Origin of the sequence: Labrys neptuniae, assembly GCF_040797145.1 — a bacterium.
Taxonomy (GTDB): Bacteria; Pseudomonadota; Alphaproteobacteria; order Rhizobiales; family Labraceae; genus Labrys; species Labrys neptuniae.
Window position 1 is genome coordinate 181327 of sequence record NZ_JBFNQD010000010.1, and the last position, 23850, is coordinate 205176.

24 protein-coding genes and 3 tRNA genes are annotated in these 23850 nt (G+C 62.8%); 24 read left to right on the forward strand and 3 right to left on the reverse strand.

The features are described from left to right. Positions 1 to 202: 202 nt before the first annotated feature. Positions 203 to 871: a LabA-like NYN domain-containing protein gene (locus tag ABXS05_RS24865; RefSeq protein ID WP_311934430.1), complete on the reverse strand. Its 669-nt coding sequence runs from the start codon at positions 869 to 871 to the stop codon at positions 203 to 205. Between the two features lie 433 nt (positions 872 to 1304). Between ABXS05_RS24865 and rpoZ the strand changes: the two genes are divergently transcribed. Continuing rightward, positions 1305 to 1682, forward strand: a complete 378-nt coding sequence (gene rpoZ / locus ABXS05_RS24870) for a DNA-directed RNA polymerase subunit omega (RefSeq protein WP_311934431.1) — start codon at positions 1305 to 1307, stop codon at positions 1680 to 1682. Between the two features lie 179 nt (positions 1683 to 1861). Next, the gene (locus tag ABXS05_RS24875) at positions 1862 to 4054 is read left to right on the forward strand and encodes a RelA/SpoT family protein (RefSeq protein WP_367625753.1); all 2193 of its coding nucleotides are present in this window, start codon (positions 1862 to 1864) and stop codon (positions 4052 to 4054) included. A gap of 73 nt (positions 4055 to 4127) precedes the next feature. On the opposite strand, the gene ABXS05_RS24880 is transcribed toward ABXS05_RS24875, so the two are convergent. Next, a complete protein-coding gene (locus ABXS05_RS24880) occupies positions 4128 to 4472 on the reverse strand; it encodes a hypothetical protein (RefSeq protein ID WP_311934432.1) in 345 nt (114 codons plus the stop codon). A 236-nt stretch (positions 4473 to 4708) separates the two neighbouring features. Between ABXS05_RS24880 and pyrE the strand changes: the two genes are divergently transcribed. The 9 genes from pyrE to ABXS05_RS24925 all read left to right on the forward strand — a co-directional run bounded on the left by pyrE (position 4709) and on the right by ABXS05_RS24925 (position 11522). Beyond that, positions 4709 to 5299, forward strand: a complete 591-nt coding sequence (pyrE, locus tag ABXS05_RS24885; RefSeq protein WP_367625734.1) for an orotate phosphoribosyltransferase — start codon at positions 4709 to 4711, stop codon at positions 5297 to 5299. 2 nt (positions 5300 to 5301) lie between these two features. After that, entirely contained in the window at positions 5302 to 6084 is a 783-nt protein-coding gene (locus ABXS05_RS24890; RefSeq protein WP_367625735.1) for a pyridoxine 5'-phosphate synthase, read from the forward strand. Beyond that, the gene (acpS, locus tag ABXS05_RS24895) at positions 6081 to 6488 is read left to right on the forward strand and encodes a holo-ACP synthase (protein ID WP_367625736.1); all 408 of its coding nucleotides are present in this window, start codon (positions 6081 to 6083) and stop codon (positions 6486 to 6488) included. The genes ABXS05_RS24890 and acpS overlap by 4 nt, the downstream gene beginning before the upstream one ends. A 376-nt stretch (positions 6489 to 6864) precedes the next feature. Next, the gene (lepB, locus tag ABXS05_RS24900) at positions 6865 to 7665 is read left to right on the forward strand and encodes a signal peptidase I (protein WP_311934436.1); all 801 of its coding nucleotides are present in this window, start codon (positions 6865 to 6867) and stop codon (positions 7663 to 7665) included. Then, positions 7665 to 8336, forward strand: a complete 672-nt coding sequence (gene lepB / locus ABXS05_RS24905) for a signal peptidase I (protein WP_367625737.1) — start codon at positions 7665 to 7667, stop codon at positions 8334 to 8336. The genes lepB (ABXS05_RS24900) and lepB (ABXS05_RS24905) overlap by 1 nt, the downstream gene beginning before the upstream one ends. After that, on the forward strand, positions 8333 to 9046 hold the full coding sequence (rnc, locus tag ABXS05_RS24910) for a ribonuclease III (RefSeq protein WP_311934437.1): 714 nt from the start codon (positions 8333 to 8335) through the stop codon (positions 9044 to 9046). The genes lepB (ABXS05_RS24905) and rnc overlap by 4 nt, the downstream gene beginning before the upstream one ends. Positions 9047 to 9183: 137 nt before the next feature. Beyond that, positions 9184 to 10098 carry a GTPase Era gene (gene era, locus ABXS05_RS24915; protein WP_311934438.1) on the forward strand — a complete coding sequence of 305 codons (915 nt, stop codon included), beginning with the start codon at positions 9184 to 9186 and terminating at the stop codon, positions 10096 to 10098. 90 nt (positions 10099 to 10188) lie between these two features. Then, on the forward strand, positions 10189 to 10920 hold the full coding sequence (gene recO, locus ABXS05_RS24920) for a DNA repair protein RecO (protein ID WP_367625738.1): 732 nt from the start codon (positions 10189 to 10191) through the stop codon (positions 10918 to 10920). A 65-nt stretch (positions 10921 to 10985) separates the two neighbouring features. After that, positions 10986 to 11522: a hypothetical protein gene (locus tag ABXS05_RS24925; RefSeq protein WP_367625739.1), complete on the forward strand. Its 537-nt coding sequence runs from the start codon at positions 10986 to 10988 to the stop codon at positions 11520 to 11522. A 139-nt stretch (positions 11523 to 11661) separates the two neighbouring features. Here ABXS05_RS24925 and ABXS05_RS24930 read toward each other — a convergent pair whose 3' ends face one another. After that, positions 11662 to 12435 (reverse strand): TrmH family RNA methyltransferase, encoded by a 774-nt coding sequence (locus tag ABXS05_RS24930; RefSeq protein WP_367625740.1) that lies wholly within the window; start codon positions 12433 to 12435, stop codon positions 11662 to 11664. Positions 12436 to 12649: 214 nt separating this feature from the next. On the opposite strand from ABXS05_RS24930, the gene ABXS05_RS24935 reads away from it, so the two are divergent. The 13 genes from ABXS05_RS24935 (at position 12650) to rpoB (ending at position 23731) form a co-directional block, all read left to right on the forward strand. Beyond that, positions 12650 to 12734, forward strand: a tRNA-Tyr gene (locus ABXS05_RS24935). Between the two features lie 28 nt (positions 12735 to 12762). Then, positions 12763 to 12836, forward strand: a tRNA-Gly gene (locus ABXS05_RS24940). 139 nt (positions 12837 to 12975) lie between these two features. Then, on the forward strand, positions 12976 to 14166 hold the full coding sequence (gene tuf / locus ABXS05_RS24945; protein ID WP_311934442.1) for an elongation factor Tu: 1191 nt from the start codon (positions 12976 to 12978) through the stop codon (positions 14164 to 14166). A 92-nt stretch (positions 14167 to 14258) separates the two neighbouring features. Continuing rightward, entirely contained in the window at positions 14259 to 14579 is a 321-nt protein-coding gene (locus tag ABXS05_RS24950) for a YbjQ family protein (RefSeq protein ID WP_068297496.1), read from the forward strand. 168 nt (positions 14580 to 14747) lie between these two features. Continuing rightward, positions 14748 to 14823 (forward strand) — tRNA-Trp (locus ABXS05_RS24955). Positions 14824 to 15107: 284 nt separating this feature from the next. After that, entirely contained in the window at positions 15108 to 15305 is a 198-nt protein-coding gene (gene secE, locus ABXS05_RS24960) for a preprotein translocase subunit SecE (RefSeq protein WP_068297493.1), read from the forward strand. An 11-nt stretch (positions 15306 to 15316) separates the two neighbouring features. Then, a complete protein-coding gene (nusG, locus tag ABXS05_RS24965) occupies positions 15317 to 15850 on the forward strand; it encodes a transcription termination/antitermination protein NusG (RefSeq protein WP_068297490.1) in 534 nt (177 codons plus the stop codon). Positions 15851 to 15985: 135 nt separating this feature from the next. Then, the gene (gene rplK, locus ABXS05_RS24970) at positions 15986 to 16417 is read left to right on the forward strand and encodes a 50S ribosomal protein L11 (RefSeq protein WP_105865683.1); all 432 of its coding nucleotides are present in this window, start codon (positions 15986 to 15988) and stop codon (positions 16415 to 16417) included. A gap of 4 nt (positions 16418 to 16421) precedes the next feature. Beyond that, positions 16422 to 17120, forward strand: coding sequence for a 50S ribosomal protein L1 (rplA, locus tag ABXS05_RS24975; RefSeq protein ID WP_311934443.1), 699 nt, complete (start codon positions 16422 to 16424; stop codon positions 17118 to 17120). A 101-nt stretch (positions 17121 to 17221) separates the two neighbouring features. Next, on the forward strand, positions 17222 to 17740 hold the full coding sequence (locus ABXS05_RS24980; RefSeq protein WP_367625741.1) for a hypothetical protein: 519 nt from the start codon (positions 17222 to 17224) through the stop codon (positions 17738 to 17740). Between the two features lie 606 nt (positions 17741 to 18346). After that, complete coding sequence (gene rplJ / locus ABXS05_RS24985; protein WP_068297481.1) at positions 18347 to 18865, forward strand: 50S ribosomal protein L10; 519 nt, start codon at positions 18347 to 18349, stop codon at positions 18863 to 18865. Positions 18866 to 18919: 54 nt separating this feature from the next. Beyond that, positions 18920 to 19297, forward strand: a complete 378-nt coding sequence (gene rplL, locus ABXS05_RS24990) for a 50S ribosomal protein L7/L12 (RefSeq protein ID WP_068297478.1) — start codon at positions 18920 to 18922, stop codon at positions 19295 to 19297. 312 nt (positions 19298 to 19609) lie between these two features. Continuing rightward, a complete protein-coding gene (gene rpoB, locus ABXS05_RS24995; protein WP_311934445.1) occupies positions 19610 to 23731 on the forward strand; it encodes a DNA-directed RNA polymerase subunit beta in 4122 nt (1373 codons plus the stop codon). Positions 23732 to 23850 lie beyond the last annotated feature (119 nt).

The window sequence follows — 23850 nt, forward strand, 5'->3', positions numbered from 1 at the left end:
GGGCGTCTTGAAGAAACGCAGCTTGCTCTCGCTCCCTGTTTCCTAGCCAATCCAACGGATTGGCTAGGGCGTCTTTGCCGGTCCCGCCGATTCCGTCAAATCGCAAAGTGCCCGAGGCCAGGAACGAAATCGCAGTGCGGACGGAGCCAGCAGGCAGGCCCCGTCAAAGGCGGGCACCGATCGTGCGAGGCGGGTTCTCGACCTATTGATCGTCGGATTGGCCACTCGAACTCGCCGACATGAAGCCAGGGGTCTGGCCGGCGAAGCCCTGTTGGGGCGGTTGGCGGGTCGGCGCGGGGCCGGCCGGAAAACTGCCGCCGGCCTGGCTGCGCACGGCCCGCTCGGACGGATCGCGGCCGATCTTGCTTTGAAGCGTGACGAGGTCGACGAACTCGTCCGCCTGGCGGCGCAATTCGTCGGCGACCATCGGCGGCTGGGTCGATATGGTGGAGACCACGGAAACGCGCACCCCCTTGCGCTGCATGGCCTCGACCAGGGAACGGAAATCGCCGTCGCCGGAAAACAGGATCATGTGCGAGATGTGATCGGCCAGTTCCATGGCATCGATGGCAAGCTCGATGTCCATATTGCCCTTCACCTTGCGGCGGCCGGTGGAATCGACGAATTCCTTGGTCGGCTTGGTGACGACGGCATAGCCATTATAATCCAGCCAGTCGATCAGCGGACGGATCGACGAGTACTCCTGGTCCTCCACCAGGGCGGTATAATAGAACGCTCGCACCAGATAGCCGCGGCTGTGGTACTCCTTGAGCATTTTCCGGTAGTCGATATCAAACCCCAAGCTTTTCGCCGTTGCGTAAAGATTGGCGCCGTCAATAAAGAGAGCGATGCGTTCCTGGGTGTTGTTCATTCTTCTGCCAGTTGAGGTTCGTTCTGCTGATGCTCGGTTTGATCGAATGCGATTGAAATCGGTCTAAATTACAGTCTAGAATTAATCCCAAGGGCAACATCGAGAGGGGGCTCTCTGTGTAATCCCAGCGGAACGGCAGCAACGGCAAGTTTAGGCCCGATACATTCAGCTTGTGCCTATCGCGGTATAGAATGTCAAGGTTATCAGCATTGTGGTTAGATTGAGTGTTTTCCAATGAGAGTGTTGACAGGATTATTGCAATATCGAGACGAGCAGCCTCGATATGTAAGTCGAATGAGGTAGAACTTGCGGTCAATCTCCTTGCCTCGGAGGCCCGACGATACCACGGATCGGCCTTTTAGGGTTGCACAAACTCGCCTGGCGGTGTAGTTGGCGCGCTTGATCCCAAAACACGGTACAGAAAGGCGTCGCCATGGCCCGCGTCACGGTGGAAGATTGCATCGACAAGGTCGAGAACCGCTTCGAGCTGGTTCTGCTGGCCAGCCATCGCGCCCGCATGATCGCCGGCGGCGCTGCGCTGACGGTCGATCGCGATCGTGACAAAAACCCGGTGGTGGCTCTGCGCGAGATCGCGGATGAAACCCTGACCCCGGATGACCTCAAGGAAGACCTGATCCACTCGATGCAGAAATATGTCGAGGTGGACGAGCCCGAATCGGATCCGGCCGCTCTCGCCGCCGGCGATTCCGACGACAATGTCGCCTTCGACCGCATGTCGGAAGAAGACCTGCTGCGTGGCCTGGAAGGGCTGGTGCCGCCGGCCAACAACGGCTCGGACGACGAAGAATAAGCTCTTCGCCTCCTCCCAGGCAATTTCAGCGGGCCGGCATCACCGGCCCGCTTTTCTTTTGCGCTGCACCCGTATTGAATAGCGCGATGCTTCGGTTCGATCGAAGCGCGGTAATGAGGTTAGCCGGGTGCGGCAACGCTGCCGGCGGGAGACTGTGAGTGACGGCGCCATTTCGCCTGATGCGGCAATATGAACTCGTCGACAAGGTGCGGGCCTATAACCCGGCCGTGAACGAGGATCTTCTCAACGCCGCCTATGTCTATGCCATGCAAAAGCATGGTGCCCAGTTTCGCGCCTCGGGTGATCCCTATTTTTCCCACCCCTTGCAAGTGGCCTCGCTACTCACCGATCTCAAGCTCGACGACGCCACCATCGCCGCCGCCCTGCTGCACGACACCATCGAGGACACCGATGCCACGCGCGGCGAGATCGAACGCCGTTTCGGCAAGGAGATTGCGGCTCTCGTCGACGGGCTGACCAAGATCAAGAAGCTCGATCTGGTTTCCAAGGAGGCCAAGCAGGCGGAGAACCTGCGCAAGCTCTTGCTGGCCATCGTCGAGGATGTGCGCGTTCTCCTCGTCAAGCTCGCCGATCGCCTGCACAATATGCGCACGCTCAATTTCATGCGGGCGGAGAAGCGCGCTCGCATCGCCCAGGAGACGCTGGACATCTATGCCCCGCTTGCCGGGCGTATGGGCATGCAGGATATGCGCGAGGAGCTGGAGGACCTGTCCTTCCACGAATTGCAGCCGGCCCATTACGAAACCATCGTCCGCCGCCTGGAAGGATTGAAGCGCCGCAATGGCGCATTGATCGCGGAGATCGAGAATGATTTGCGCGAGCGGCTGCAGGAGCGCGGCATCGAGGCGACGGTCAAGGGGCGGGAGAAGCGACCCTACTCGATCTTCAAGAAGACAGAACAAAAGCAGGTCGCCTTCGAGCAACTCTCCGATATCTTCGCCTTTCGCGTGCTGGTGAACAAGGTGGAGGATTGCTATCGCGCACTCGGCCTCGTCCACACCAAATGGCCGCTCGTGCCGGGCCGCTTCAAGGACTACATCTCCACGCCCAAGCAGAACGACTATCGTTCGCTGCACACCACGGTGATCGGCCCGGGCCACCAGCGCGTCGAATTGCAGATCCGCACCGAGGAGATGCATCGCATCGCCGAATTCGGCATCGCCGCCCACGCCCTCTACAAGGAGAACAAGGCCGGCGACAGCCTGCGCCTGGAAGGGGAGAGCCGGGCCTTTGCCTGGCTGCGCCGAACCATGGCGATGCTGGCCGAGGGCGACAATCCGGAGGAATTCCTCGAGCATACCAAGCTCGAACTGTTTCAGGACCAGGTGTTCTGCTTCACGCCGAAGGGCAAGCTGATCACCTTGCCGCGCGGTGCCAACGCCATCGATTTCGCCTATGCCGTGCATACCGATGTCGGCAATACGGCGGTGGGCTGCCGTGTCAACGGCCGCACCACCCCCCTGGTCTCCGAGCTCTACAATGGCGACGAGGTCGCCATCATCACGGCCAAGCAGCAGACGCCTCCGGCTGCCTGGGAAACGCTGGTGGTGACCGGACGGGCGCGGGCCGCCATCCGCCGCGCCACGCGCACGGCGGTGCGAGCACAATATGCAGGGCTCGGCCAGCGCATCATCGAGCGTGCCTTCGAACGGCTGGAGAAGACCTATAGCCCCGACGCGCTGCAGGGCGCGCTCAAGCGCCTCGCCCGCAAGAGCGTGGACGATGTACTCACCGCCGTCGGTCGTGGCGAGATGCGTTCGCAGGATGTAGTGCGGGCGGTGTTCCCGGACTTCAAGCTCGAACAGTCGAGCCACGCCGCCGCCGGGCTCGACGAGACCTGGTTCGGCCTGCAGGGCGGCCAGAATCTGCGCTTCAAGCTGCCGGGGGGCGGGGATCCGGCCAAGGCTGCCATCCCGGTGCGCGGCCTGATGGGCGATCTGCCGGTGCGCTTTGCCGAAGGTGGGGCGGTACCCGGGGACCGCATCGTTGCCATCCTCACGCCGGGCGAGGCGATCACCATCTACCCGATCCAATCGCAGGCACTCGCCGATTTCGAGGACAGGCCGGAGCTCTGGCTCGACGTGCGCTGGGATCTGGAGGCGGCACGCGCCGAGCGCTATCCCGCCCGGATTCAGGTGGTTTCGATCAACGAGCCGGGCACGCTCGCCCAGATTGCCCAGGTGATCGCCGAGACGGACGGCAATATCGACAATCTCGCCATGCAGCGCCGCTCCTTCGACATGACGGAGATGATCGTCGATCTCGAGGTCTACGACCTCAAGCACCTGCTCGCCATCATCGATGGCTTGCGCGCCCGCAAGGTGGTGAGCGAGGTGCAGCGCGTGATCTGAGGCCAGCAGCGCGGTCCCAGCGACATGCGGGCATGTCGCTGGGAGGTCCGCGTTCCAAGCAGGCGCAAGGGCGTCAGGAGCATTGTCCGCCGATGCTGGTCATGCCGATCACGCGCCCGAACATCAGGCTGACGAGGACGGCGCAATTGCGGTCATAGGCCAAGCCGTAGCGAGCCAGGATCCGCTTCTGCTCAGGCAGCGGGATGGGCGGCGTATCACCGCGCTGGCGAAAGTCGAGACGATTGCCGAGATAGACGAGGCGAACGGCGCCGCCTTCCGCGGCGCGAAAATCCGGCTTGCCGTAGCGCTCGACGAAAGCCTGTTCCGACGAGCCCATCGAGAACAGCGGCCGGATACCGCTGTCGCCGATCGTGCATCCGGTGAGCAGCAGCGACAGGCAGAAGATCAGTTTTCTCACGGTACTCGCACTCCATATCTCGAAAAAACAACGGGAGGTTGGCGGCTAAACCGCGTTGCGACTAGACGAAGTCTCCTGGAAGCGCAAAGGCATATCCAAAACCTCCCGTTGCCGACCCACGAGCGGGACACCGCCGTTGGCTCTTCACGAAATTTTCGACCTCCAACCGGTGTCGGCCATTGATCTGTACGCCCCGGAAGCGTAGCCCGTACAACCGGAAAAACCAGGAGACGATGATGACGCAGGATGAGGTGCTGGCGGAATTCCGGGCGGCGGGGGCGTTGCTCGAAGGACATTTCATCCTGACATCGGGACGGCATTCCGCGGTCTATCTGCAGAAGAACCTCGTCTTCATGGATCCTCCGCGCACCGAACGTCTTTGCCGTGCCTTGGCCGAGCGCATCCGCGCGGCTTACGGTCCCATCGACATGGTGGTGTCCCCGGCCGTGGGCGGCATCGTGCCGGGCTACGAGACCGCGCGCGCGCTCGGTGCCAAGACGGTGTTCGTGGAACGCGAGAATGGCCAGTTCCAGCTGCGGCGCGGCTTTGCCATTCCCAAGGGCGCCCGCGTGGTGATGGTGGAGGATATCATCACCACTGGCCTGTCCTCGCGGGAATGCCTGGCCTCCATCGCCGACCAGCCGGGCGAAATCGTCGGGGCGGCCTGCCTGATCGACCGCTCGGGCGGCAAGGCCGAGCTCGGCAAGCCTCTGGTGGCTCTGGCGACCTTGGACATCCCCACCTTCGAGGCCGACAAGCTGCCACCGGAACTTGCCAGCCTGCCGGCCGTCAAGCCCGGCAGCCGGACTCTCGCAGGACAGGCCTGAAGATGACCGCAACTGCTCTGCCCAAGGTTCCGCGCCCGGAGGCTCTGCGCCTGGGTGTCAATGTCGACCACGTGGCCACCGTGCGCAATGCGCGCGGTGGCCTCTGGCCGGATCCGGTCCGCGCCGCGCATCTGGCGGTCGAGGCCGGCGCTGACGGCATCACCGCCCATCTGCGCGAGGATCGCCGCCATATCCGAGATGCCGACATCCGTCGCATCCGCGCCGAAGTGAAGGCGCCGCTGAATTTCGAGATGGCGGTGACCGACGAGATGCTGGCGATCGCGCTGGACGTGAAGCCCCATGCCGTCTGCCTGGTGCCGGAAAAGCGTGAGGAGCGGACCACCGAAGGAGGCCTGGACGTCAGGGCGGGCGAGGCCAATCTGCGGATGGCGATCCCGCGGCTCAAAGGCAGCGGCATCCGTGTCTCCCTGTTCGTCGAGCCGGACAGGGCGGTGCTGGAAGCCTGCGCCGCCCTGGGTGCCGATATCGTGGAGCTCCATACGGGCACCTGGTGCGAAGCCGTCGCTTCGGAGGAGACCGGCCATGCTGCTGCCGAATTCGAGCGCTTGAAGCTCGGCGCTTCCATCGCCGCGGGCCTCGGCCTTGAAGTGCATGCGGGGCACGGGCTCGACTTCGAGACCTCTGAAATCTTGGCTGTGGTACCCGAATTCGCCGAGTTCAACACCGGGCATTTCCTGATCGGAGAGGCGATTTTCGTCGGGCTCGCCGAGAGCATCCGCACCGTCAAGGCGGCGATGGCGGCTGGACGGAGCCGTGCCGGATGATCATCGGTATCGGCAGCGATCTTTGCGACATCCGGCGGATCGAGGACGCACTCGCCCGTTTCGGCGAGCGCTTCGAACGACGCTGCTTCACCGAAGGCGAGCGGGCCAAGGCCGCGGGCCGGGCCGACAAGGCCGGTACCCTTGCCAAGCGCTTCGCTGCCAAGGAGGCCTGCTCCAAGGCCCTGGGAACCGGCGTCAACGGCATGGCGGGCATTCACTGGCATGACATGGAAGTCCTCAATGCCGAGAGCGGCCGGCCCGAATTGCGGCTGAGCGGCGCGGCCTTGCGCTGCCTTGGCGACATGCTGCCAGAGGCGCATGAGGCCCATCTTCATCTCAGCCTGACCGACGAGCATCCCCTGGCGCAGGCCTTCGTGGTGATCGAGGCCCGACCGCGCGCTTGAGAGGAAAGGTTGTCCGCCGCCGCGCAATTGCCGAAATCATGCTGTTTCTGGCATCCGTCATTCTGGCGAATGATCGATGCTGTCAGGGCGTTTCGTCAGGCATGGTACGGCGCCAGACGAGGACGAACCCCGCTCTCATCCGGCGCAAGACCTCGCCTCACCACATGCCCGCGCGGCAGGCTCTGTCGTTGCACCCTCAATCCGCAGGGGTTATAGCAGCCGCAACAGGGTTGTTTCGTTACAAAGCTTCCGGAGCTTGCCTCAAGGCCGGCTCCGGAAGCTTTGCGTAATTTCAAGGTTCTTGCGGGATCTTGGATCGGAGCAATATTTCGAGGCTCCGGTTCCGCCAAGGACCGCCTCCAAAGATGGAAGATCGATGAGCGTGGCCAGCCAACCGAACAAGACGCCCGACACCAGCGGCGCCGCCAAGAAGACGTCGAAAGATGGCGGTATCGGCGAGCTCATCAAGATCATCGTTCACGCGCTCATCATCGCGCTGGTGGTCCGTACGGCCTTGTTCCAGCCGTTCAACATTCCGTCCGGCTCGCTGATCCCGACGCTCCTGGTCGGTGACTACGTCATGGTCTCCAAATACAGCTATGGCTGGTCGCGCTATTCGGTGCCGGTGATTTCCGGCATTCTGCCATCGGGCCGCCTGTGGGCCGGCGAGGGGCCCAAGCGCGGCGACATCGCCGTCTTCAAGCTGCCCAAGGACAATTCGACCGATTTCATCAAGCGCGTCATCGGCCTGCCAGGCGACCGCATCCAGATGCGTCAGGGCCGGCTGTTCATCAACGGCACCATGGTTCAGCGCGAGCAGGCCGGGACCTATCTGGTCAAGGATGAATTCGGGCGCGACAAGCAGGTGCCGAAATATATCGAGACCCTGCCCAACGGCGTGAAGCACGAGGTCATCGAGATTCAGGGCGACACTGGCTACTATGACAATACCGACGAATATGTCGTGCCGCCGGGCAACTACTTCATGATGGGCGACAACCGCGATAATTCCGATGATTCGCGCGATCTTGCCGCTGTCGGCTATGTGCCGCTCGACAATTTCGTCGGCAAGGGCCAGATCATCTTCTTCTCCGTCGCCGATGACGCCTCGCCGCTCGCTTTCTGGCAGTGGCCGTGGACCGTGCGCGGCAGCCGGTTGTTCTCGCTCATTCGATAATGACGGATCGGACCACGCCTGACGGAGTGTTGTATCGAATTCGGCCTCGTGCGAGCCGCCTCGGCAGATTGCTGCTTGCCGGTGGCGCTTTGCTGTTGCTCGCCTCTTGCCGCAATTTCTCCGTGCCGAGTGGTTCCAACATCCCGACGCTGCTCGTGGGCGACATCGTGATGGTGTTGCCCTTCGGCGAGGGGCCTGCAACCGGGGCTCCCGCTCGCGGCGACATGGCGGTGTTCCGATTGCCTAAGGAGCGATCGAGCTATTTCATCAAGCGGGTGATCGGCCTGCCGGGGGATCGCATCCAGATGCGCAATGGCCGTCTGTTCATCAACGGGGACATGGTGCGCCGCGAACCAGCCGGCAGTTACAAGACTGCGGTGGAGTTCGGTAGCGAGAAGCCGGTGCCGAAATATCGGGAGATCCTGGCGAACGGACGCACTTATGAAGTGATCGAGATCCAGGGCGACAGCGGCTATTACGACAATACCGATGAATATGTCGTTCCGGCCAGCCATTGCTTCGTGATGGGTGACAACCGCGACAATTCCGACGATTCGCGGGATCTTGCGGCTGTCGGCTATATTCCGCTCGAGAATTTCGTGGGCAAACCCTGGCGGGTCCTGTTCTCGACGGCCAAGGCACAAATGCGTCTGTTTAAGATCATACAATGAGTTCGAAGAAGAAACCTGCGCTCGAAACACTGGAAGCCGCGCTCGGCCATGTCTTTGCCGATCGCTCTCTTTTGGAGCGGGCGTTGACGCATATCAGTTTCCTCGATGGGCCAGGCCGGCTGGCGAGCTATCAGCGCCTTGAATTCCTCGGCGACCGTGTGCTCGGGCTGGCGGTCGCGGACATGCTCTACCGCGTCTTCCCCGATGACGAAGAGGGCGCCATGTCGCGCCGGCTTTCCGATCTCGTGCGCAAGGAGACCTGCGCGGCCGTCGCCACCGACTGGGGCGTCGGTCCGCACGTCAAGCTCGGCCTGGGCGAAGCCCATTCGGGCGGGCGCAAGCGTGTCACCACGCTGGGCGATGTCTGCGAGGCCCTGATCGGCGGCGTCTTCGTGGATGCCGGCTATGAGAAGGCGCGCGCCGTGGTCGAAAAGGCCTGGCGCGAGCGGCTCCACGCCCCGGTTCGACCGCCGAGCGACGCCAAGACGGCGCTGCAGGAATGGGCCCAGGGCAGGGCCCTGAAGGCGCCGACCTATCGCCTGGTCTCGCGCACTGGGCCCGATCACAATCCGCGCTTCGTGATTGCCGTCGACATCGAGACGCTGACCTCGGCCGAAGGCGAAGGCAAGTCGAAGCGCCTGGCCGAGCAGGCCGCCGCAGCCGCCTTCATGGCGCGGGAGGGTATTTCCCTGGAGGGGCGTCGCGGCTGATCGGGCCGGCGGAACGCCCACTCATGCGCCTTCGGGCTCGCCGAGCTCTCCGGAAAACGAAGAATAAACCCGGCCGCTGTGCATCATCGGCCAATCGAGCCGTATTTCGGCACGCTAATGTCTGCTAGAAAGCTGAAATGAACCAGACTTCAAACACCAGATGCGGCTTCGTCGCCCTGATCGGCGCCCCCAATGCCGGCAAGTCCACGCTGATGAACGCCATCGTCGGCGCCAAGCTGTCGATCGTCACCCACAAGGTCCAGACGACGCGTGCCATCGTACGCGGCATCGCCATGGCGGGGGATGCGCAGATCATCTTCGTCGACACGCCCGGCATCTTCCAGCCCAAGCGCCGGCTCGATCGGGCCATGGTCACCACCGCCTGGAGCGGCGCGGCCGATGCCGATGCCGTCTGTCTGCTCGTCGATGCCCAGCGCGGGCTCGACGAAGGCAATGAGGCGATCCTGGAAAAGCTCTCTGCCACCAAGCAGAAGCGCATCCTCATCCTCAACAAGATCGATGCGGTGAAGCGCGAGAAGCTGCTGGAGCTTGCCCAGGCCGTCAACGCACGACTGCCCTTCGACGAGACCTTCATGGTGTCGGCGCTGACCGGCAGCGGCGTGGAGGACCTCACCAACCATCTCGGCTCCATCATGCCGGCCGGACCCTGGCTCTATCCCGAGGACCAGATATCGGATGCGCCCCTGCGCTCGCTGGCAGCCGAGATCACGCGCGAGAAGCTGTTCCTGCGCCTGCATGACGAGCTGCCCTACGAATCGACGGTGGAGACCACGGCCTGGACCTCGATGAAGGATGGTTCGGCCCGCATCGAGCAGACGATCTACGTCACGCGCGAGGGGCACAAGAAGATCGTCATCGGCAAGGGGGGAGAGACCATCAAGGCGATCTCCATGGCGGCCCGCAAGGAAATCATGGCCATGGCAGAGGCGCCGGTGCATCTGTTCCTGTTCGTGAAGGTGCGCGAGAACTGGTCCGATGACCCCGAGCGCTATCGCGAAATGGGCCTCGAATTTCCGGTGGAGAAGCCCTGAGACGGGTTCCTTGTGGGAGTGTCGGCCTCCTGGCTGACATCGCTGACACTCCAGGCCCCCGCGTTACTTTGCCTGGGCGAGGCAGTTCCGATGGAATGGATCGACAGCGGTTACATATTGGGTGTGCGCCGCCATGGCGAATCCAGCGTGATCCTGGAGACAATGACCAGGGATCATGGCCGTCATCTCGGCATGGTGCGCGGAGGGCGCTCGCGGACATTGCAGCCGGTGCTGCAGCCCGGCAATGAGGTGCAACTGACCTGGCGCGCCCGGATCGAGGGGCATCTCGGCCATTTCGCCGTCGAGGGGCTGACATTGCACGCCGCCCGCTTCCTCTCCTCCCGGCAAGCCCTGTTCGCCATGACCCATGTGGCGGCTCTGGTGCGCCTGCTGCCCGAACGCGATCCGCATCCCGGCCTCCACGAGGCGCTCGGCCACCTCGTGGAGGTGCTTGGAGAACCTGATCTGGCACCGGCATTAATTGCTCGCTTCGAACTCGAGATCCTGTCGGATCTCGGCTTCGGCCTCGACCTGGCTGCCTGCGCCGTCACCGGCCGGCAGGACGACCTCATCTATGTCTCGCCCAAGAGCGGCAGGGCAGTCTGCCGGGAAGCCGGAGCTCCCTGGCATGACAGGCTGCTGCGCTTGCCCGCCTTCCTGCGCGGGGAGGAGGGCATGCCCGAAGCCGGCGATATCGCGGATGCCTTGCGGCTGACCCAGTATTTCCTCGAGCGCGATGTCTTTGCGCCGCGCGGTCTTGCCATGCCCGAGGGGCGCCGCGTCCTGCTGGAGAGTCTGGTGGCGGCGGAAGAAAAGGGTTAACCAATCCTTATTCCGCCAAAGTCGTTGGCTACCAGCTATGGAATGAAGTTTTCGAGGATGACGCCGTGACGATCCGTCCCGTTTCCCTGTTGGCGATTGCACTCTCTCTCGCCGCCCTCCCGGTAACGCAGGCCCAGGCGGGCTGGCGTGACGCTCCCTTTTACGGCGATGGAGGCTGGGACGGCGAGTTCGAGGCGCCCATGCGCCCTTATCACCCCAGGCCCGTTTATCGCGGGGACGATGGCGGCTACGAGACCCGCAGCTTTTATCCGCGCCCTGCCTATCCGCGACCTTGGGTGAGGGGGCCGGCCTATGAGCCCGATATCGACGGGTCTTATGACGTCCTGCCGGAAGAGCGCGGTCCGGCGGTGCGTCCGCTTCGCCCGCCGCGCAGTGTCGTCGGAACACCGCAGAACCTGCCGCGTCCGGCGCTGCCGAAGCCGCGCAGCGCGGCCTTGTCGGCACCCAAGAAGGTCGATCCGCCTAAGGCCCTGCCGCTAGGGGTTGCCCCGAAACCGCGCCCAGAGCCGGTTCAGGAGGCAAGAGCATTGCCGGTGCCGCGGCCCAATCTCGAAAGCATGGATTTCGAGCCCCTGAAATAGGGCGGTGGCTTCCATTTGGGCGAGTTCTGGAACGTCAACCTCCGGTTGACATTACGGGTGCCGGAAAGTGCTTGGTTTTCAGGATGTCAGCCGGGGGCTGGCACTCCGAATTCCTTGCGCTCTTCCAGCAAGCGCAATGCTAGGCCGGTATCCTCGTCCGCGCGACATAGAGCGCGAGGGCCGCAGCGTTTGAGACATTCAGGCTCTTGATCGCGCCGGGCATGTCGAGCCGGGCCAGCGCATCGCAGAGAGAGCGCGTGCGCTGGCGCAGTCCCTTGCCCTCGGCGCCAAGCACGAGCGCCAGCGGCCCACCGAATGCCGTGCCTTCCAACGTCGCCGTTCCTTCCGAGTCGAGGCCGATTCGTGTCACGCCGCTCGCCCCCATTTCATCCAGCGTATCGCCGAGATTGCGCACGGAAACGACCGGCACATGTTCCAGGCCCCCTGACGCCGACTTGGCAAGCACGCCGGTGGCTGCAGGCGAATGGCGCTCCGTGGTGATGATGGCTGCCACCTTGAAGGCGGCAGCCGAGCGGATGATGGCGCCGACATTGTGGGGGTCGGTGATCTGGTCGAGCACCAGGACGATGTCCTGCGCGCCGAGTTCCCCGAAAGCGGGAGCGGGCAGGGGGGCCGCTTCCAGATAGAGTCCCTGGTGAATCGAATCGGCTGTGAGCAGACGGTCGATATCGCCCGGGCGGACGGTTTCCGGTTTGATTCGCGTTTCGACCTTCTCGTCGGCCAGCCTTTTCAGGGCGTTTTCGGTGGCGAGCAGCCGCTTGAGCTTGCGCTTGGGGTTCTGCAACGCCTCGCGCACCGGGTGCCAGCCATAGATCACTACCGTATCGAGCGTTGCCTCGCCGGCATAGCCTCGATGGTGGCCGCGATGGCCCCTGCGGTCCCTGTCCTTCATGTTTATCTCCGTTCCGGGGATTGCCCATGGCATGGCTGGCGTACCAAAAAAAGCCCTGTCCGCGATTAAGTGTAAAAACTCGTCGACAATTGTCGCCTTTTGGGTTGACAGGCACCGATCCCCTCACCATAACGGCGCCCTCTGAACGACGCGGTCGCGCCACTTGGCCGCTTCGATTTCGCAGCGGCGTCACAGCGTTGCGGAAGGACGTTTTGGAGGGGTGCCCGAGTGGTTAAAGGGGACGGACTGTAAATCCGTTGGCTCAGCCTACGTTGGTTCGAATCCAACCCCCTCCACCAAACGTCCGAGGAGCTCTGTGCTTGGTTTGCGGGTGTAGCTCAATGGTAGAGCAGCAGCCTTCCAAGCTGAATACGAGGGTTCGATTCCCTTCACCCGCTCCACTCCCCTTCGGTCGGATTTCGGGCCCCACAAGCCTCGTGCTCCATTCTCTTCTTGCACGTCGCCGCAAAAACCCCTATCGAGCCGCCCGATATTTCGCACCGGCGAAATACCCAATCCTCCAATGCTGGAAACGGGGCTATGGCCAAAGAGAAATTTGAACGCACGAAGCCGCACTGCAACATCGGCACGATTGGTCACGTTGACCATGGCAAGACGTCGCTGACTGCGGCGATCACGAAGGTTCTTGCCGAGACGGGCGGTGCGACGTTCACGGCGTATGACCAGATCGACAAGGCTCCGGAAGAGAAGGCCCGCGGTATCACGATCTCGACGGCGCACGTCGAGTACGAGACCAAGAACCGCCACTATGCCCATGTCGACTGCCCCGGCCACGCCGACTACGTGAAGAACATGATCACGGGCGCGGCGCAGATGGATGGCGCGATCCTGGTCGTGTCGGCTGCCGACGGCCCGATGCCGCAGACCCGCGAGCACATCCTCCTGGCCCGCCAGGTCGGCGTTCCCGCGCTGGTGGTGTTCCTGAACAAGGTCGACATGGTCGACGATCCGGAGCTTCTGGAGCTGGTCGAGCTCGAAGTTCGCGAGCTTCTGTCGAAGTACGAGTTCCCCGGCGACGACATTCCGATCACCAAGGGTTCGGCGCTGATGGCGCTGGAGAACAAGTCCCCGGAGATCGGCCATGACGCCATCCTGGCCCTGATGCAGACGGTTGACGACTACATCCCGCAGCCCGAGCGCCCGATCGACCAGCCCTTCCTGATGCCGGTCGAAGACGTGTTCTCGATCTCGGGCCGCGGCACCGTGGTGACCGGCCGTGTCGAGCGCGGCATCGTCAAGGTCGGCGAGGAAGTCGAGATCGTCGGCATCCGCGCCACCCAGAAGACGACCGTCACCGGCGTCGAGATGTTCCGCAAGCTGCTCGACCAGGGCCAGGCCGGCGACAACATCGGCGCGCTGCTGCGCGGCACCAAGCGTGAGGACGTGGAGCGCGGCCAGGTGCTGTGCAAGCCCGGCTCCGTGAAGCCGCACACCAAGTTCAAGGCCGAAGCCTACATCCTGACCAAGGAAGAGGGTGGTCGTCACACGCCGTTCTTCGGCAACTACCGCCCGCAGTTCTACTTCCGCACGACGGACGTGACGGGCGTGGTGACGCTGCCGGAAGGCACGGAGATGGTGATGCCGGGCGACAACATCGCCATGGAAGTCAACCTGATCGTGCCGATCGCCATGGAAGAGAAGCTGCGCTTCGCCATCCGTGAAGGCGGTCGTACCGTCGGCGCCGGCGTCGTCGCCGCCATCATCGAATAAGCCTGGGCGAAAGCTCGAGTTCGGAACGGCGCAGCCTTGGCTGCGCCGTTTTTGTTTGTATTCCTGACTCCACCGCATTCGAGGAACAGGTCATGATCGTCGTCACCACCAATGATCTCCCAGGCTACCGTGTCGTGAAGCATTTCGGCGTGGTGCGTGGCATCACCGTGCGTTCGCGCAGCGTGATCGGCAATATTGGCGGCGCCATCCAATCGGTGTTCGGCGGCAAGCTGTCCGTCTACACCAACCTGGCCGAGACTGCCCGGCAGGAGGCTTACGAACTCCTGGTGCGCCATGCCGAGGAGATGGGCGCCAATGCCATCATCGCCATGCGCTATGACGCCAACGAGATCATGGATGGAATCACCGAGGTGCTGGCCTATGGCACTGCGGTCGCGGTAGAGCCGGTTTGAACAGGCCTTGGGCCGTCGGCGCAGCAAAAGCCGCATGAAAGAGGGCGCCGGGCGCAGGCCCGTCGGACTTCTGTCGGGTCGGCGATGAAAATTTACACGATCATCTCCATCTGCGGGATTGCGCCAAATCATTTGCGCGGCTATGTAGGCGCCGCGCGAGCAACGCGTAGGGGTATAGCTCAGCTGGTAGAGCGACGGTCTCCAAAACCGTAGGTCGCGGGTTCGATCCCTGCTGCCCCTGCCAATTTACGCGGATGAGGCGTTCAGCTTTTTTCGCTCTGTCATGAAAGCCGGGGGATGGGGCTTGGCCGCACCCTCGGTTTTGTGTTGGCAAAAACGGCCGGACAGGATTTGCAAGCCCGCGGGGCGGGGTGGCAAAGCCTGCGAGGTTCACAGTCGTCGCAGAGCCTGGCTGGTCGGATCATCTCCGCATCGTCCATGCTCCGCTCAGGCCCGGTCTTGCATTTGCGAGGCAGGATTTCGAAATGAGTGCCGGAACAATTCTGTTTCGGTCAAGGCGGTAGAACGATGGCAAAGACGACTCCGATGGAGTTCTTGCGACAGGTTCGCAATGAAACGAACAAGGTCACCTGGCCCACCCGCCGGGAGACCATGATCACGGCCCTCATGGTCGTTATCTTCACCATCGCCATGGCCATCTTCTTTTCGATCACGGATGCCGTTTTGATCCGTGTCGTCTCCTTCATCGTGAATCTGGGCCGCTAGGGAAATCCATAATGGCCAAGCGCTGGTATATCGTTCACGCCTATTCCAACTTCGAGAACAAGGTCGCGCAGTCGATTCGCGAGCAGGTCGCCCAGCGTGGGCTCTCCGACCTGTTCGAAGAGATCCTGGTGCCGACCGAGAAGGTCGTCGAGGTTCGCCGCGGCCGGAAGGTCGACACCGAACGCAAGTTCTTCCCCGGCTATGTGCTGGTGAAGTGCGACCTGACGGACGAGGTGCATCACCTCATCAAGAACACGCCGAAGGTCACCGGTTTCCTGGGCGCCGACAAGGCTAAGCCCGTGCCGATTCCCGACCGTGAGGCGGAACGCATCAAGGGCCAGGTCGCCGACGGCGTCGAGCGTCCCAAGCCCTCCGTCAGCTTCGAGGTTGGCGAGCAGGTCAAGGTGGCCGACGGTCCCTTCGCTTCGTTCAATGGCATCGTCGAGGAAGTCGACGAGAGCCGCGCCCGCCTCAAGGTGGCGGTTTCCATTTTCGGCCGGGCCACTCCGGTCGAACTCGAATACGGGCAGGTCGAAAAGGTCTGATCCCGTACGCGGGAGGAGAAGCAGGGCCATCGCCGCCTTGCCGAACCGAACCGCGAAACTCCGGCCATCGCGTTGATGGCCAGCCATCGGAGACGATGGTCGATAACCGCGGGGCAACCCGCATAGGAGCAACAAATGGCGAAGAAAATTACGGGCTACGTCAAGCTTCAGGTTCCGGCCGGCGCCGCGAACCCGTCGCCGCCCATCGGCCCCGCGCTCGGTCAGCGCGGCCTGAACATCATGGAATTCTGCAAGGCCTTCAATGCGAAGACCGCGCAGATGACCAAGGGCATGCCGATCCCGGTCATCATCACGGCCTATCAGGACCGTTCGTTCACCTTCGAACTGAAGCTTCCCCCGGTGTCCTACTGGGTCAAGGAAGCCGCCGGCATCAAGTCGGGTTCGCAGACCCCCGGCAAGGGCGCCAAGGCTGGCAAGATCACGATCGCCCAGATCCGTGAGATTGCCGAGAAGAAGCTGCCCGATCTCAACTGCGATACGGTTGAGGCCGCCATGGCCATGGTGAAGGGTTCCGCCCAGTCGATGGGCCTCGAGATCGTCGGGTGATATGATGGCACATCAAGGAAAGCGTATCCGCGCGGCCAAGGAAGGCATTGACCGCATCAAGCTTTACGGTCTGGACGAGGCAGTGGCCCTGATCAAGGACCGCGCCAAGGCCAAGTTCGACGAGACCGTCGAGATCGCCATGAACCTGGGTGTCGACCCCCGCCATGCCGACCAGATGGTCCGCGGCGTGTGCAACCTGCCCAATGGTTCGGGCCGCACCCTGCGCGTGGCCGTGTTCGCCCGCGGCGCCAAGGCTGACGAAGCCCGCGCTGCTGGCGCCGATGTGGTCGGCGCCGAGGATCTCGTCGAGATCGTCAACGGCGGCAAGATCGACTTCGATCGCTGCATCGCCACCCCCGACATGATGCCGCTGGTCGGCCGTCTGGGTAAGGTGCTCGGCCCGCGCGGCATGATGCCGAACCCGAAGGTCGGTACGGTGACCATGGACGTCACCGGTGCCGTGCAGGCTTCGAAGGGCGGCGCCGTCGAGTTCCGCGTCGAGAAGGCCGGCATCGTGCACGGCGCCGTCGGCAAGGCTTCGTTCTCGGCCGAGAAGCTCGCCGAGAACATCAAGGCTTTCGCCGATGCCGTGGTCAAGGCCAAGCCGACCGGCGCCAAGGGCACCTATGTCCAGCGCGTCGCCCTGTCCTCGACCATGGGCCCGGGCGTGAAGATCGACCCGGCCAGCGTGCTCAGCGCCTGATCGACCTGACAGGTTGAAATCGAGAACCCCGCCGAAGCTGCTTCGGCGGGGTTTTTTTGATAGATCCGGTCGCGGCGTATCTTCACATCACCGGGAGCAGCATGTCTCGACGCAAATTTCTTGCGCTTCTCGGAGGCGCCACTGTGCCGGCATGGGTTGCAGGAGCGAGCGCCAAGGAACTCGACTACAGCAAGCTTCACCAACTCGATGCAGAAGATCTAGCCGAGCAGGGCATGAAAACTGCGTACGAGGCGCTTGCGGCCGACCTCAGGCATCATGGCATCGAGCCTGCGGCCATGGCGGAGGAGATCGATCCGGATGCTCCGACCTATGCCGTGCATATCAGCGGCCGAAAATATGTCGTCTATTCGCCGGAAGTCACGTCGAATGACTACCAGTCATGGGGGCAGGCGACTTACCTCTTCTTCAAGATCGTGAACGACCAACTCGCTGAAATTAATTCGAAGGTGCGCTTCTACGCGATCAATGGCGGCAATGATCTAGGTGGGTTATTCCTGATGCCGGACGACGCCATTGCCGCCAGGAATTCGCTACCGCGACGGGAGGATTGGCCCTACATCCCGACCGATACCGCGCCATGGTACGGGCAGTTTCATTGACCGACCGCGAAACGAGGCCTTGGGAGACTTTCGGCTGGCGCGGCTAATTGATTGCCGGCAAGGGCAGGGCGCCGTATCGTCGAAGGTCAAAATGCGACGATGCGTTTTTGGAAAAAGCACATCCCTGATGCAAATTCCCCCTTGGCAATTCGCCCGGGAGGGACTATATCGCCCTTCTCACTGAACTGATCAAAGGTTCATGACCCTGGGATGTGTAAACAGCCCGGGATTTTTGCTGTCCGAAGCAATTTGGACGGCTGACTGGCCGGCTGGGTTTTCGAACCTTGACGGCCTGTCCTGTCCGAGACTGCAGGCGCAGGGAAACCTGCTTAATTGCCGGGAGAGGCCTTTAAAAGCGCTCCTTTTGGCCTGCATAGACGGGGAAGACCGGTTTTCGGTGTCCGCCTCGCGGCTGCCTCGTGAATTGGTTCGATCCGGCTCACTCGTCCTTACGGCCTGTGTCATTTTGACGCATATGTGATGATGAGGGACAGGCAATCGAGCGTCGCCTTCGTAAAGGTCCCGGTTCGCCGGTGCCCGGAAGGCGGCAAGTGCAACGGTCGGCTTTCCCACCAATTTCGGAAAGCTGCAACCGGAGAGAGCAACGTGGAAAGAGCGGAAAAGCAGGAGTTCATCGGCTTTCTCCAGGAGGTCTTCACGACCACTGGGGTTGTCGTCGTAGCTCACTATTCCGGCCTGACCGTCGCCCAGATGCAGAACCTGCGCAAGCAGATGAAGCAGGCTGGCGCGACTGTGAAGGTCGCGAAGAACCGCCTCGCCAAGATCGCTCTTGATGGCACGGATGTGGCCTCTATCGCGCCCCTCATGAAGGGCCCGACCCTGATCGCTTATTCGAGCGATCCGGTGGCTGCACCCAAGGTCGCCGTCGACTTCGCCAAGGCCCACGACAAGTTCGTGATCCTGGGCGGCGCGATGGGCAAGACCTCTCTGGACCAGAACGGTGTCAAGGCGCTTGCGACCTTGCCGTCTCTGGACGAACTGCGCGCCAAGCTGATCGGCCTCATCCAGGCCCCGGCTACCAAGATCGCTCAGGTCGTCAACGCACCGGCTGCCAAGCTGGCTCGCGTGTTCGGAGCCTATGCCAAGCAAGACGAAGCGGCGTAAGGCCGTTCGCAACCCGATTAAACCGGTACGAACCAAAACCAAGGATTATGGACAATGTCCAAGATTGAAAAGCTTGTTGAAGACCTGTCGAGCCTGACCGTGCTCGAGGCTGCCGACCTCGCCAAGGCCCTGGAAGAGAAGTGGGGCGTTTCGGCTGCTGCGGCTGTTGCCGTCGCTGCTGCTCCCGGCGCTGCTGCCGCTGCTCCGGCTGCTGAAGCCCAGACCGAGTTCACCGTCGTTCTGGCCGCTGCCGGCGACAAGAAGATCGAGGTCATCAAGGAAGTCCGCGCGATCACCGGCCTCGGCCTCAAGGAAGCCAAGGACCTGGTCGAAGCTGCTCCGAAGCCGGTCAAGGAAGCCGTTGCCAAGGAAGAAGCCGACAAGATCAAGGCCGCCCTCGAGAAGGTCGGCGCCAAGGTCGAGCTCAAGTAAGAGAGCTTGCTTCAGGCGTTTTGGCTCCGGGGTTTTCCCCCGGGGCCTTTTCGGCGTTTTAGGCCAGGCTCCATTAGGACCTGGCCTGGGCGCCGGAACGGCGGACCAGAGAATCTTCGAGGCTCGGCCTCCTGGGATTTTCCGGTCCGCCGTGACGAGAACGGTGAAGGCCGGGTGTCCCGGCCGGATGTTTCAGCGTCGGCCTGCGACAGCGGGACGGTGCCAGGCGAGGAAGGAACGTCTTCCTCGCGCAATCAATGCCTGCAGGAGCGGTGCGGTGGCGCCGAGCTTGCTTGAAAGGACGAGGACCACATGGCTCAGACGACCAATGCCCGCAAGCGCGTCCGCCGGTTTTTCGGAAAGATCCGCGAAGTCGCGACGATGCCGAACCTGATCGAGGTTCAAAAGGCTTCCTATGACCAGTTTCTCCAGGTCTTGGAGCCAGATGGCGGGCGGACGGATGAGGGATTGCAGACCGTCTTCAAGTCGGTCTTCCCGATCTCGGACTTTTCCAACAAGGCGATGCTCGAATTCGTCCGTTACGAATTCGAGGCGCCGAAATATGATGTCGACGAGTGCCGCCAGCGCGGCATGACCTTCGCCGCGCCCCTTAAGGTGACGCTGCGCCTGATCGTGTTCGATGTCGACGAGGAAACCGGCGCCCGCTCCGTCAAGGACATCAAGGAGCAGGACGTCTACATGGGCGACATGCCGCTCATGACCTCGAACGGCACCTTCATCGTCAATGGCACCGAGCGCGTCATCGTCTCCCAGATGCACCGTTCGCCGGGCGTGTTCTTCGACCACGACAAGGGCAAGACCCATTCCTCGGGCAAGCTCCTGTTCGCTGCCCGCATCATTCCCTATCGCGGTTCCTGGCTCGACATCGAGTTCGACGCCAAGGACATCGTGCATGCGCGCATCGACCGTCGCCGCAAGATCCCGGTTTCTTCGCTGCTCTTTGCCCTCGGCATGGACGGCGAGGACATCCTGCGCACCTTCTACAACTCCATCACCTATGTCCGCGACAAGGATGGCTGGCGCGTCCCCTATGACTGGAACCGCCTGAAGGGCGTCAAGCCGACCACCGACCTCATCGATGCCGATACCGGCGAGATCGTGGTCGAATCCGGCAAGAAGCTGACGGCGCGTTCCGCCCGCGCCCTGGCCGAGAAGGGCCTCAAGGCCCTGCGCGTCACGGACGAGGACCTGATCGGCCGTTATGTCGCCGAGGACATCGTCAATCTGAACACCGGCGAGATCTATCTGGAAGCCGGCGATGAGCTCAGCGAGAAGAACCTCAAGCTGCTCGGCGACGAGGGCTTCGACGAGATTCCGGTGCTCGACATCGATCACGTCACCGTGGGCGGCTATATCCGCAACACGCTGGCGGTCGACAAGAACAACTCGCGCGAAGAGGCGCTGTTCGACATCTACCGCGTGATGCGTCCGGGCGAGCCGCCGACCATCGACTCCGCTGAGGCGATGTTCCAGTCGCTGTTCTTCGATGCCGAGCGCTACGACCTCTCCTCGGTCGGCCGTGTCAAGATGAACATGCGCCTCGACCTCGACGCCGAGGACACCGTGCGCGTGCTGCGCAAGGATGACATCCTGGCCGTGGTCAGGACGCTGGTGGACCTGCGCGACGGCAAGGGCGAGATCGACGACATCGACCATCTCGGCAACCGCCGCGTGCGCTCGGTCGGCGAGTTGATGGAAAATCAGTATCGCGTCGGCCTGCTGCGCATGGAGCGCGCCATCAAGGAGCGTATGTCCTCGGTCGACGTCGACACTGTGATGCCGCAGGATCTGATCAACGCCAAGCCGGCGGCTGCCGCCGTGCGCGAGTTCTTCGGTTCCTCGCAGCTCTCGCAGTTCATGGATCAGACCAACCCGCTGTCGGAAATCACCCACAAGCGCCGCCTGTCGGCACTTGGCCCGGGTGGTCTGACCCGCGAGCGTGCCGGCTTCGAAGTCCGCGACGTGCACCCGACGCATTATGGCCGCATCTGCCCGATCGAGACGCCGGAAGGCCCGAACATCGGTCTGATCAACTCGCTGGCGACCTTTGCGCGCGTCAACAAGTACGGCTTCATCGAGGCGCCCTATCGTCGCGTCCGCGACAGCAAGGTCACGCCCGAGGTCGTCTATCTGTCGGCGATGGAAGAGGGCAAGTACTACGTCGCCCAGGCCAACATCCCGGTCGATCAGGAAGGCCGCCTGACGGAAGATTTCGTGGTCTGCCGCCATGCCGGCGAAAACGTCATGGTCACGCCCGACCGCGTCGACTACATGGACGTCTCGCCCAAGCAGCTCGTCTCCGTCGCTGCGGCGCTCATTCCCTTCATCGAGAATGACGACGCCAACCGCGCGCTGATGGGTGCGAACATGCAGCGCCAGGCCGTGCCGCTGGTGCGCGCCGATGCGCCGTTCGTCGGCACCGGCATGGAGAGCGTGGTGGCCCGTGACTCGGGCGCCGCGATTGCCGCCCGCCGCACCGGCATCGTCGACCAGATCGATGCGACGCGTATCGTCATCCGCGCCACCGCGGATCTCGATCCGACCCAGTCGGGCGTCGACATCTACCGCCTGATGAAGTTCCAGCGCTCCAACCAGTCGACCTGCATCACGCAGAAGCCGCTGGTGCGCGTGGGCGACGTGGTCAGGAAGGGTGACATCATCGCCGACGGTCCGTCGACCGAGCTCGGCGAGCTGGCGCTCGGCCGCAACGTCCTCGTCGCCTTCATGCCCTGGAACGGCTACAACTTCGAAGACTCGATCCTGCTCAGCGAGAACATCGCCAAGGAGGACGTGTTCACCTCGATCCACATCGACGAGTTCGAAGTGATGGCCCGCGACACCAAGCTGGGTCCGGAAGAAATCACGCGCGACATTCCGAACGTCTCGGAAGAAGCGCTGAAGAACCTGGACGAAGCCGGTATCGTCTATATCGGTGCCGAGGTGCAGGCTGGCGACATCCTGGTCGGCAAGATCACGCCGAAGGGCGAGAGCCCGATGACGCCGGAAGAAAAGCTCCTGCGCGCCATCTTCGGCGAAAAGGCCTCCGACGTGCGCGATACCTCGCTGCGCGTGCCCCCGGGCGTTACCGGCACCATCGTCGAAGTGCGCGTGTTCAACCGCCACGGCGTCGACAAGGACGAGCGCGCCCAGGCGATCGAGCGCGAGGAGATCGAGCGTCTGGCCAAGGACCGCGACGACGAGCAGGCGATCCTCGACCGCAACGTCTACCAGCGTCTCGTCGAGATGCTGGAAGGCAAGGCGGCGATCGGCGGGCCGAAGGGCTTCAAGAAGGAGACGGTGCTCACTGCCGACGTGATGCAGGAGTATCCGCGCTCGCAGTGGTGGAACTTCGCCGTGGCCGACGACGCGCTGATGAGCGAAGTCGAGGCCATGCGCAAGCAGTACGACGAATCCAAGAAGCGCCTCGAACAGCGCTTCCTGGACAAGGTCGAGAAGCTGCAGCGTGGCGACGAACTGCCGCCCGGCGTGATGAAGATGGTCAAGGTCTTCGTCGCCGTGAAGCGCAAGATCCAGCCGGGCGACAAGATGGCCGGCCGTCACGGCAACAAGGGCGTGGTTTCGCGCATCATGCCGATCGAAGACATGCCCTTCCTCGAGGATGGCACGCCGGTCGACATCGTGCTCAACCCGCTCGGCGTGCCGAGCCGCATGAATGTCGGTCAGATTCTCGAAACCCATATGGGTTGGGCAGCTGCCGGCCTCGGCAAGCTCGTCGGCCAGGCCATCGATGCCTACAAGAAGGGCAAGGGGGCCAGCCAGCTCAAGAATACGCTCGACCGCATCTACGGCAACAACGAGGAAATCGAGTCCATGGACGAGCGTGAGCTCGTCGACATGTCCTCGACGCTTCGCCGCGGCGTGCCGATCGCGACCCCGGTCTTCGACGGCGCCAAGGAAAGCGACATCGTCGACTTCCTCAAGATGGCGGGCCATGACGCTTCGGGTCAGGTCCAGCTCTATGACGGGCGCACGGGCAACCCCTTCGACCGCAAGGTGACAGTCGGCTACATCTACATGCTGAAGCTGCACCATCTGGTCGACGACAAGATCCACGCCCGTTCGATCGGTCCGTACTCGCTGGTCACGCAGCAGCCGCTGGGTGGCAAGGCGCAGTTCGGCGGCCAGCGCTTCGGTGAAATGGAGGTGTGGGCCCTCGAAGCCTATGGCGCCGCCTACACGCTGCAGGAGATGCTCACCGTCAAGTCGGACGACGTGGCCGGCCGTACCAAGGTCTACGAGGCCATCGTACGCGGCGACGACACCTTCGAGGCGGGCATCCCGGAATCGTTCAACGTTCTGGTCAAGGAAATGCGTTCGCTGGGCCTCAACGTCGAGCTCACCGGCCTGCGCAACGCCGATCAGATGCTGCCGCCGGCCGAGGCTGCCGAGTGACATTGCCCGGGAGGCGGGCCTTCGGGCCCGCCGTGACCGTGCCGCGAATGAGGTGGGTCTGCTGTCAGCGAATGCTGCAAGACCCGCCCCCCATTTTTATCCGCGCGGGCAGGGGCGTT

What these genes read in the sequence shown, in the direction of transcription:
- ABXS05_RS24865 (WP_311934430.1), bottom strand. Translation starts at nt 871, where the DNA reads ATGAACAACACCCAGGAACGCATCGCTCTCTTTATTGACGGCGCCAAT.
- rpoZ (WP_311934431.1), top strand. Translation starts at nt 1,305, where the DNA reads ATGGCCCGCGTCACGGTGGAAGATTGCATCGACAAGGTCGAGAACCGC.
- ABXS05_RS24875 (WP_367625753.1), top strand. Translation starts at nt 1,862, where the DNA reads ATGCGGCAATATGAACTCGTCGACAAGGTGCGGGCCTATAACCCGGCC.
- pyrE (WP_367625734.1), top strand. Translation starts at nt 4,709, where the DNA reads ATGACGCAGGATGAGGTGCTGGCGGAATTCCGGGCGGCGGGGGCGTTG.
- ABXS05_RS24890 (WP_367625735.1), top strand. Translation starts at nt 5,302, where the DNA reads ATGACCGCAACTGCTCTGCCCAAGGTTCCGCGCCCGGAGGCTCTGCGC.
- acpS (WP_367625736.1), top strand. Translation starts at nt 6,081, where the DNA reads ATGATCATCGGTATCGGCAGCGATCTTTGCGACATCCGGCGGATCGAG.
- lepB (WP_311934436.1), top strand. Translation starts at nt 6,865, where the DNA reads ATGAGCGTGGCCAGCCAACCGAACAAGACGCCCGACACCAGCGGCGCC.
- lepB (WP_367625737.1), top strand. Translation starts at nt 7,665, where the DNA reads ATGACGGATCGGACCACGCCTGACGGAGTGTTGTATCGAATTCGGCCT.
- rnc (WP_311934437.1), top strand. Translation starts at nt 8,333, where the DNA reads ATGAGTTCGAAGAAGAAACCTGCGCTCGAAACACTGGAAGCCGCGCTC.
- era (WP_311934438.1), top strand. Translation starts at nt 9,184, where the DNA reads ATGAACCAGACTTCAAACACCAGATGCGGCTTCGTCGCCCTGATCGGC.
- recO (WP_367625738.1), top strand. Translation starts at nt 10,189, where the DNA reads ATGGAATGGATCGACAGCGGTTACATATTGGGTGTGCGCCGCCATGGC.
- ABXS05_RS24930 (WP_367625740.1), bottom strand. Translation starts at nt 12,435, where the DNA reads ATGAAGGACAGGGACCGCAGGGGCCATCGCGGCCACCATCGAGGCTAT.
- tuf (WP_311934442.1), top strand. Translation starts at nt 12,976, where the DNA reads ATGGCCAAAGAGAAATTTGAACGCACGAAGCCGCACTGCAACATCGGC.
- ABXS05_RS24950 (WP_068297496.1), top strand. Translation starts at nt 14,259, where the DNA reads ATGATCGTCGTCACCACCAATGATCTCCCAGGCTACCGTGTCGTGAAG.
- secE (WP_068297493.1), top strand. Translation starts at nt 15,108, where the DNA reads ATGGCAAAGACGACTCCGATGGAGTTCTTGCGACAGGTTCGCAATGAA.
- nusG (WP_068297490.1), top strand. Translation starts at nt 15,317, where the DNA reads ATGGCCAAGCGCTGGTATATCGTTCACGCCTATTCCAACTTCGAGAAC.
- rplK (WP_105865683.1), top strand. Translation starts at nt 15,986, where the DNA reads ATGGCGAAGAAAATTACGGGCTACGTCAAGCTTCAGGTTCCGGCCGGC.
- rplA (WP_311934443.1), top strand. Translation starts at nt 16,422, where the DNA reads ATGGCACATCAAGGAAAGCGTATCCGCGCGGCCAAGGAAGGCATTGAC.
- ABXS05_RS24980 (WP_367625741.1), top strand. Translation starts at nt 17,222, where the DNA reads ATGTCTCGACGCAAATTTCTTGCGCTTCTCGGAGGCGCCACTGTGCCG.
- rplL (WP_068297478.1), top strand. Translation starts at nt 18,920, where the DNA reads ATGTCCAAGATTGAAAAGCTTGTTGAAGACCTGTCGAGCCTGACCGTG.
- rpoB (WP_311934445.1), top strand. Translation starts at nt 19,610, where the DNA reads ATGGCTCAGACGACCAATGCCCGCAAGCGCGTCCGCCGGTTTTTCGGA.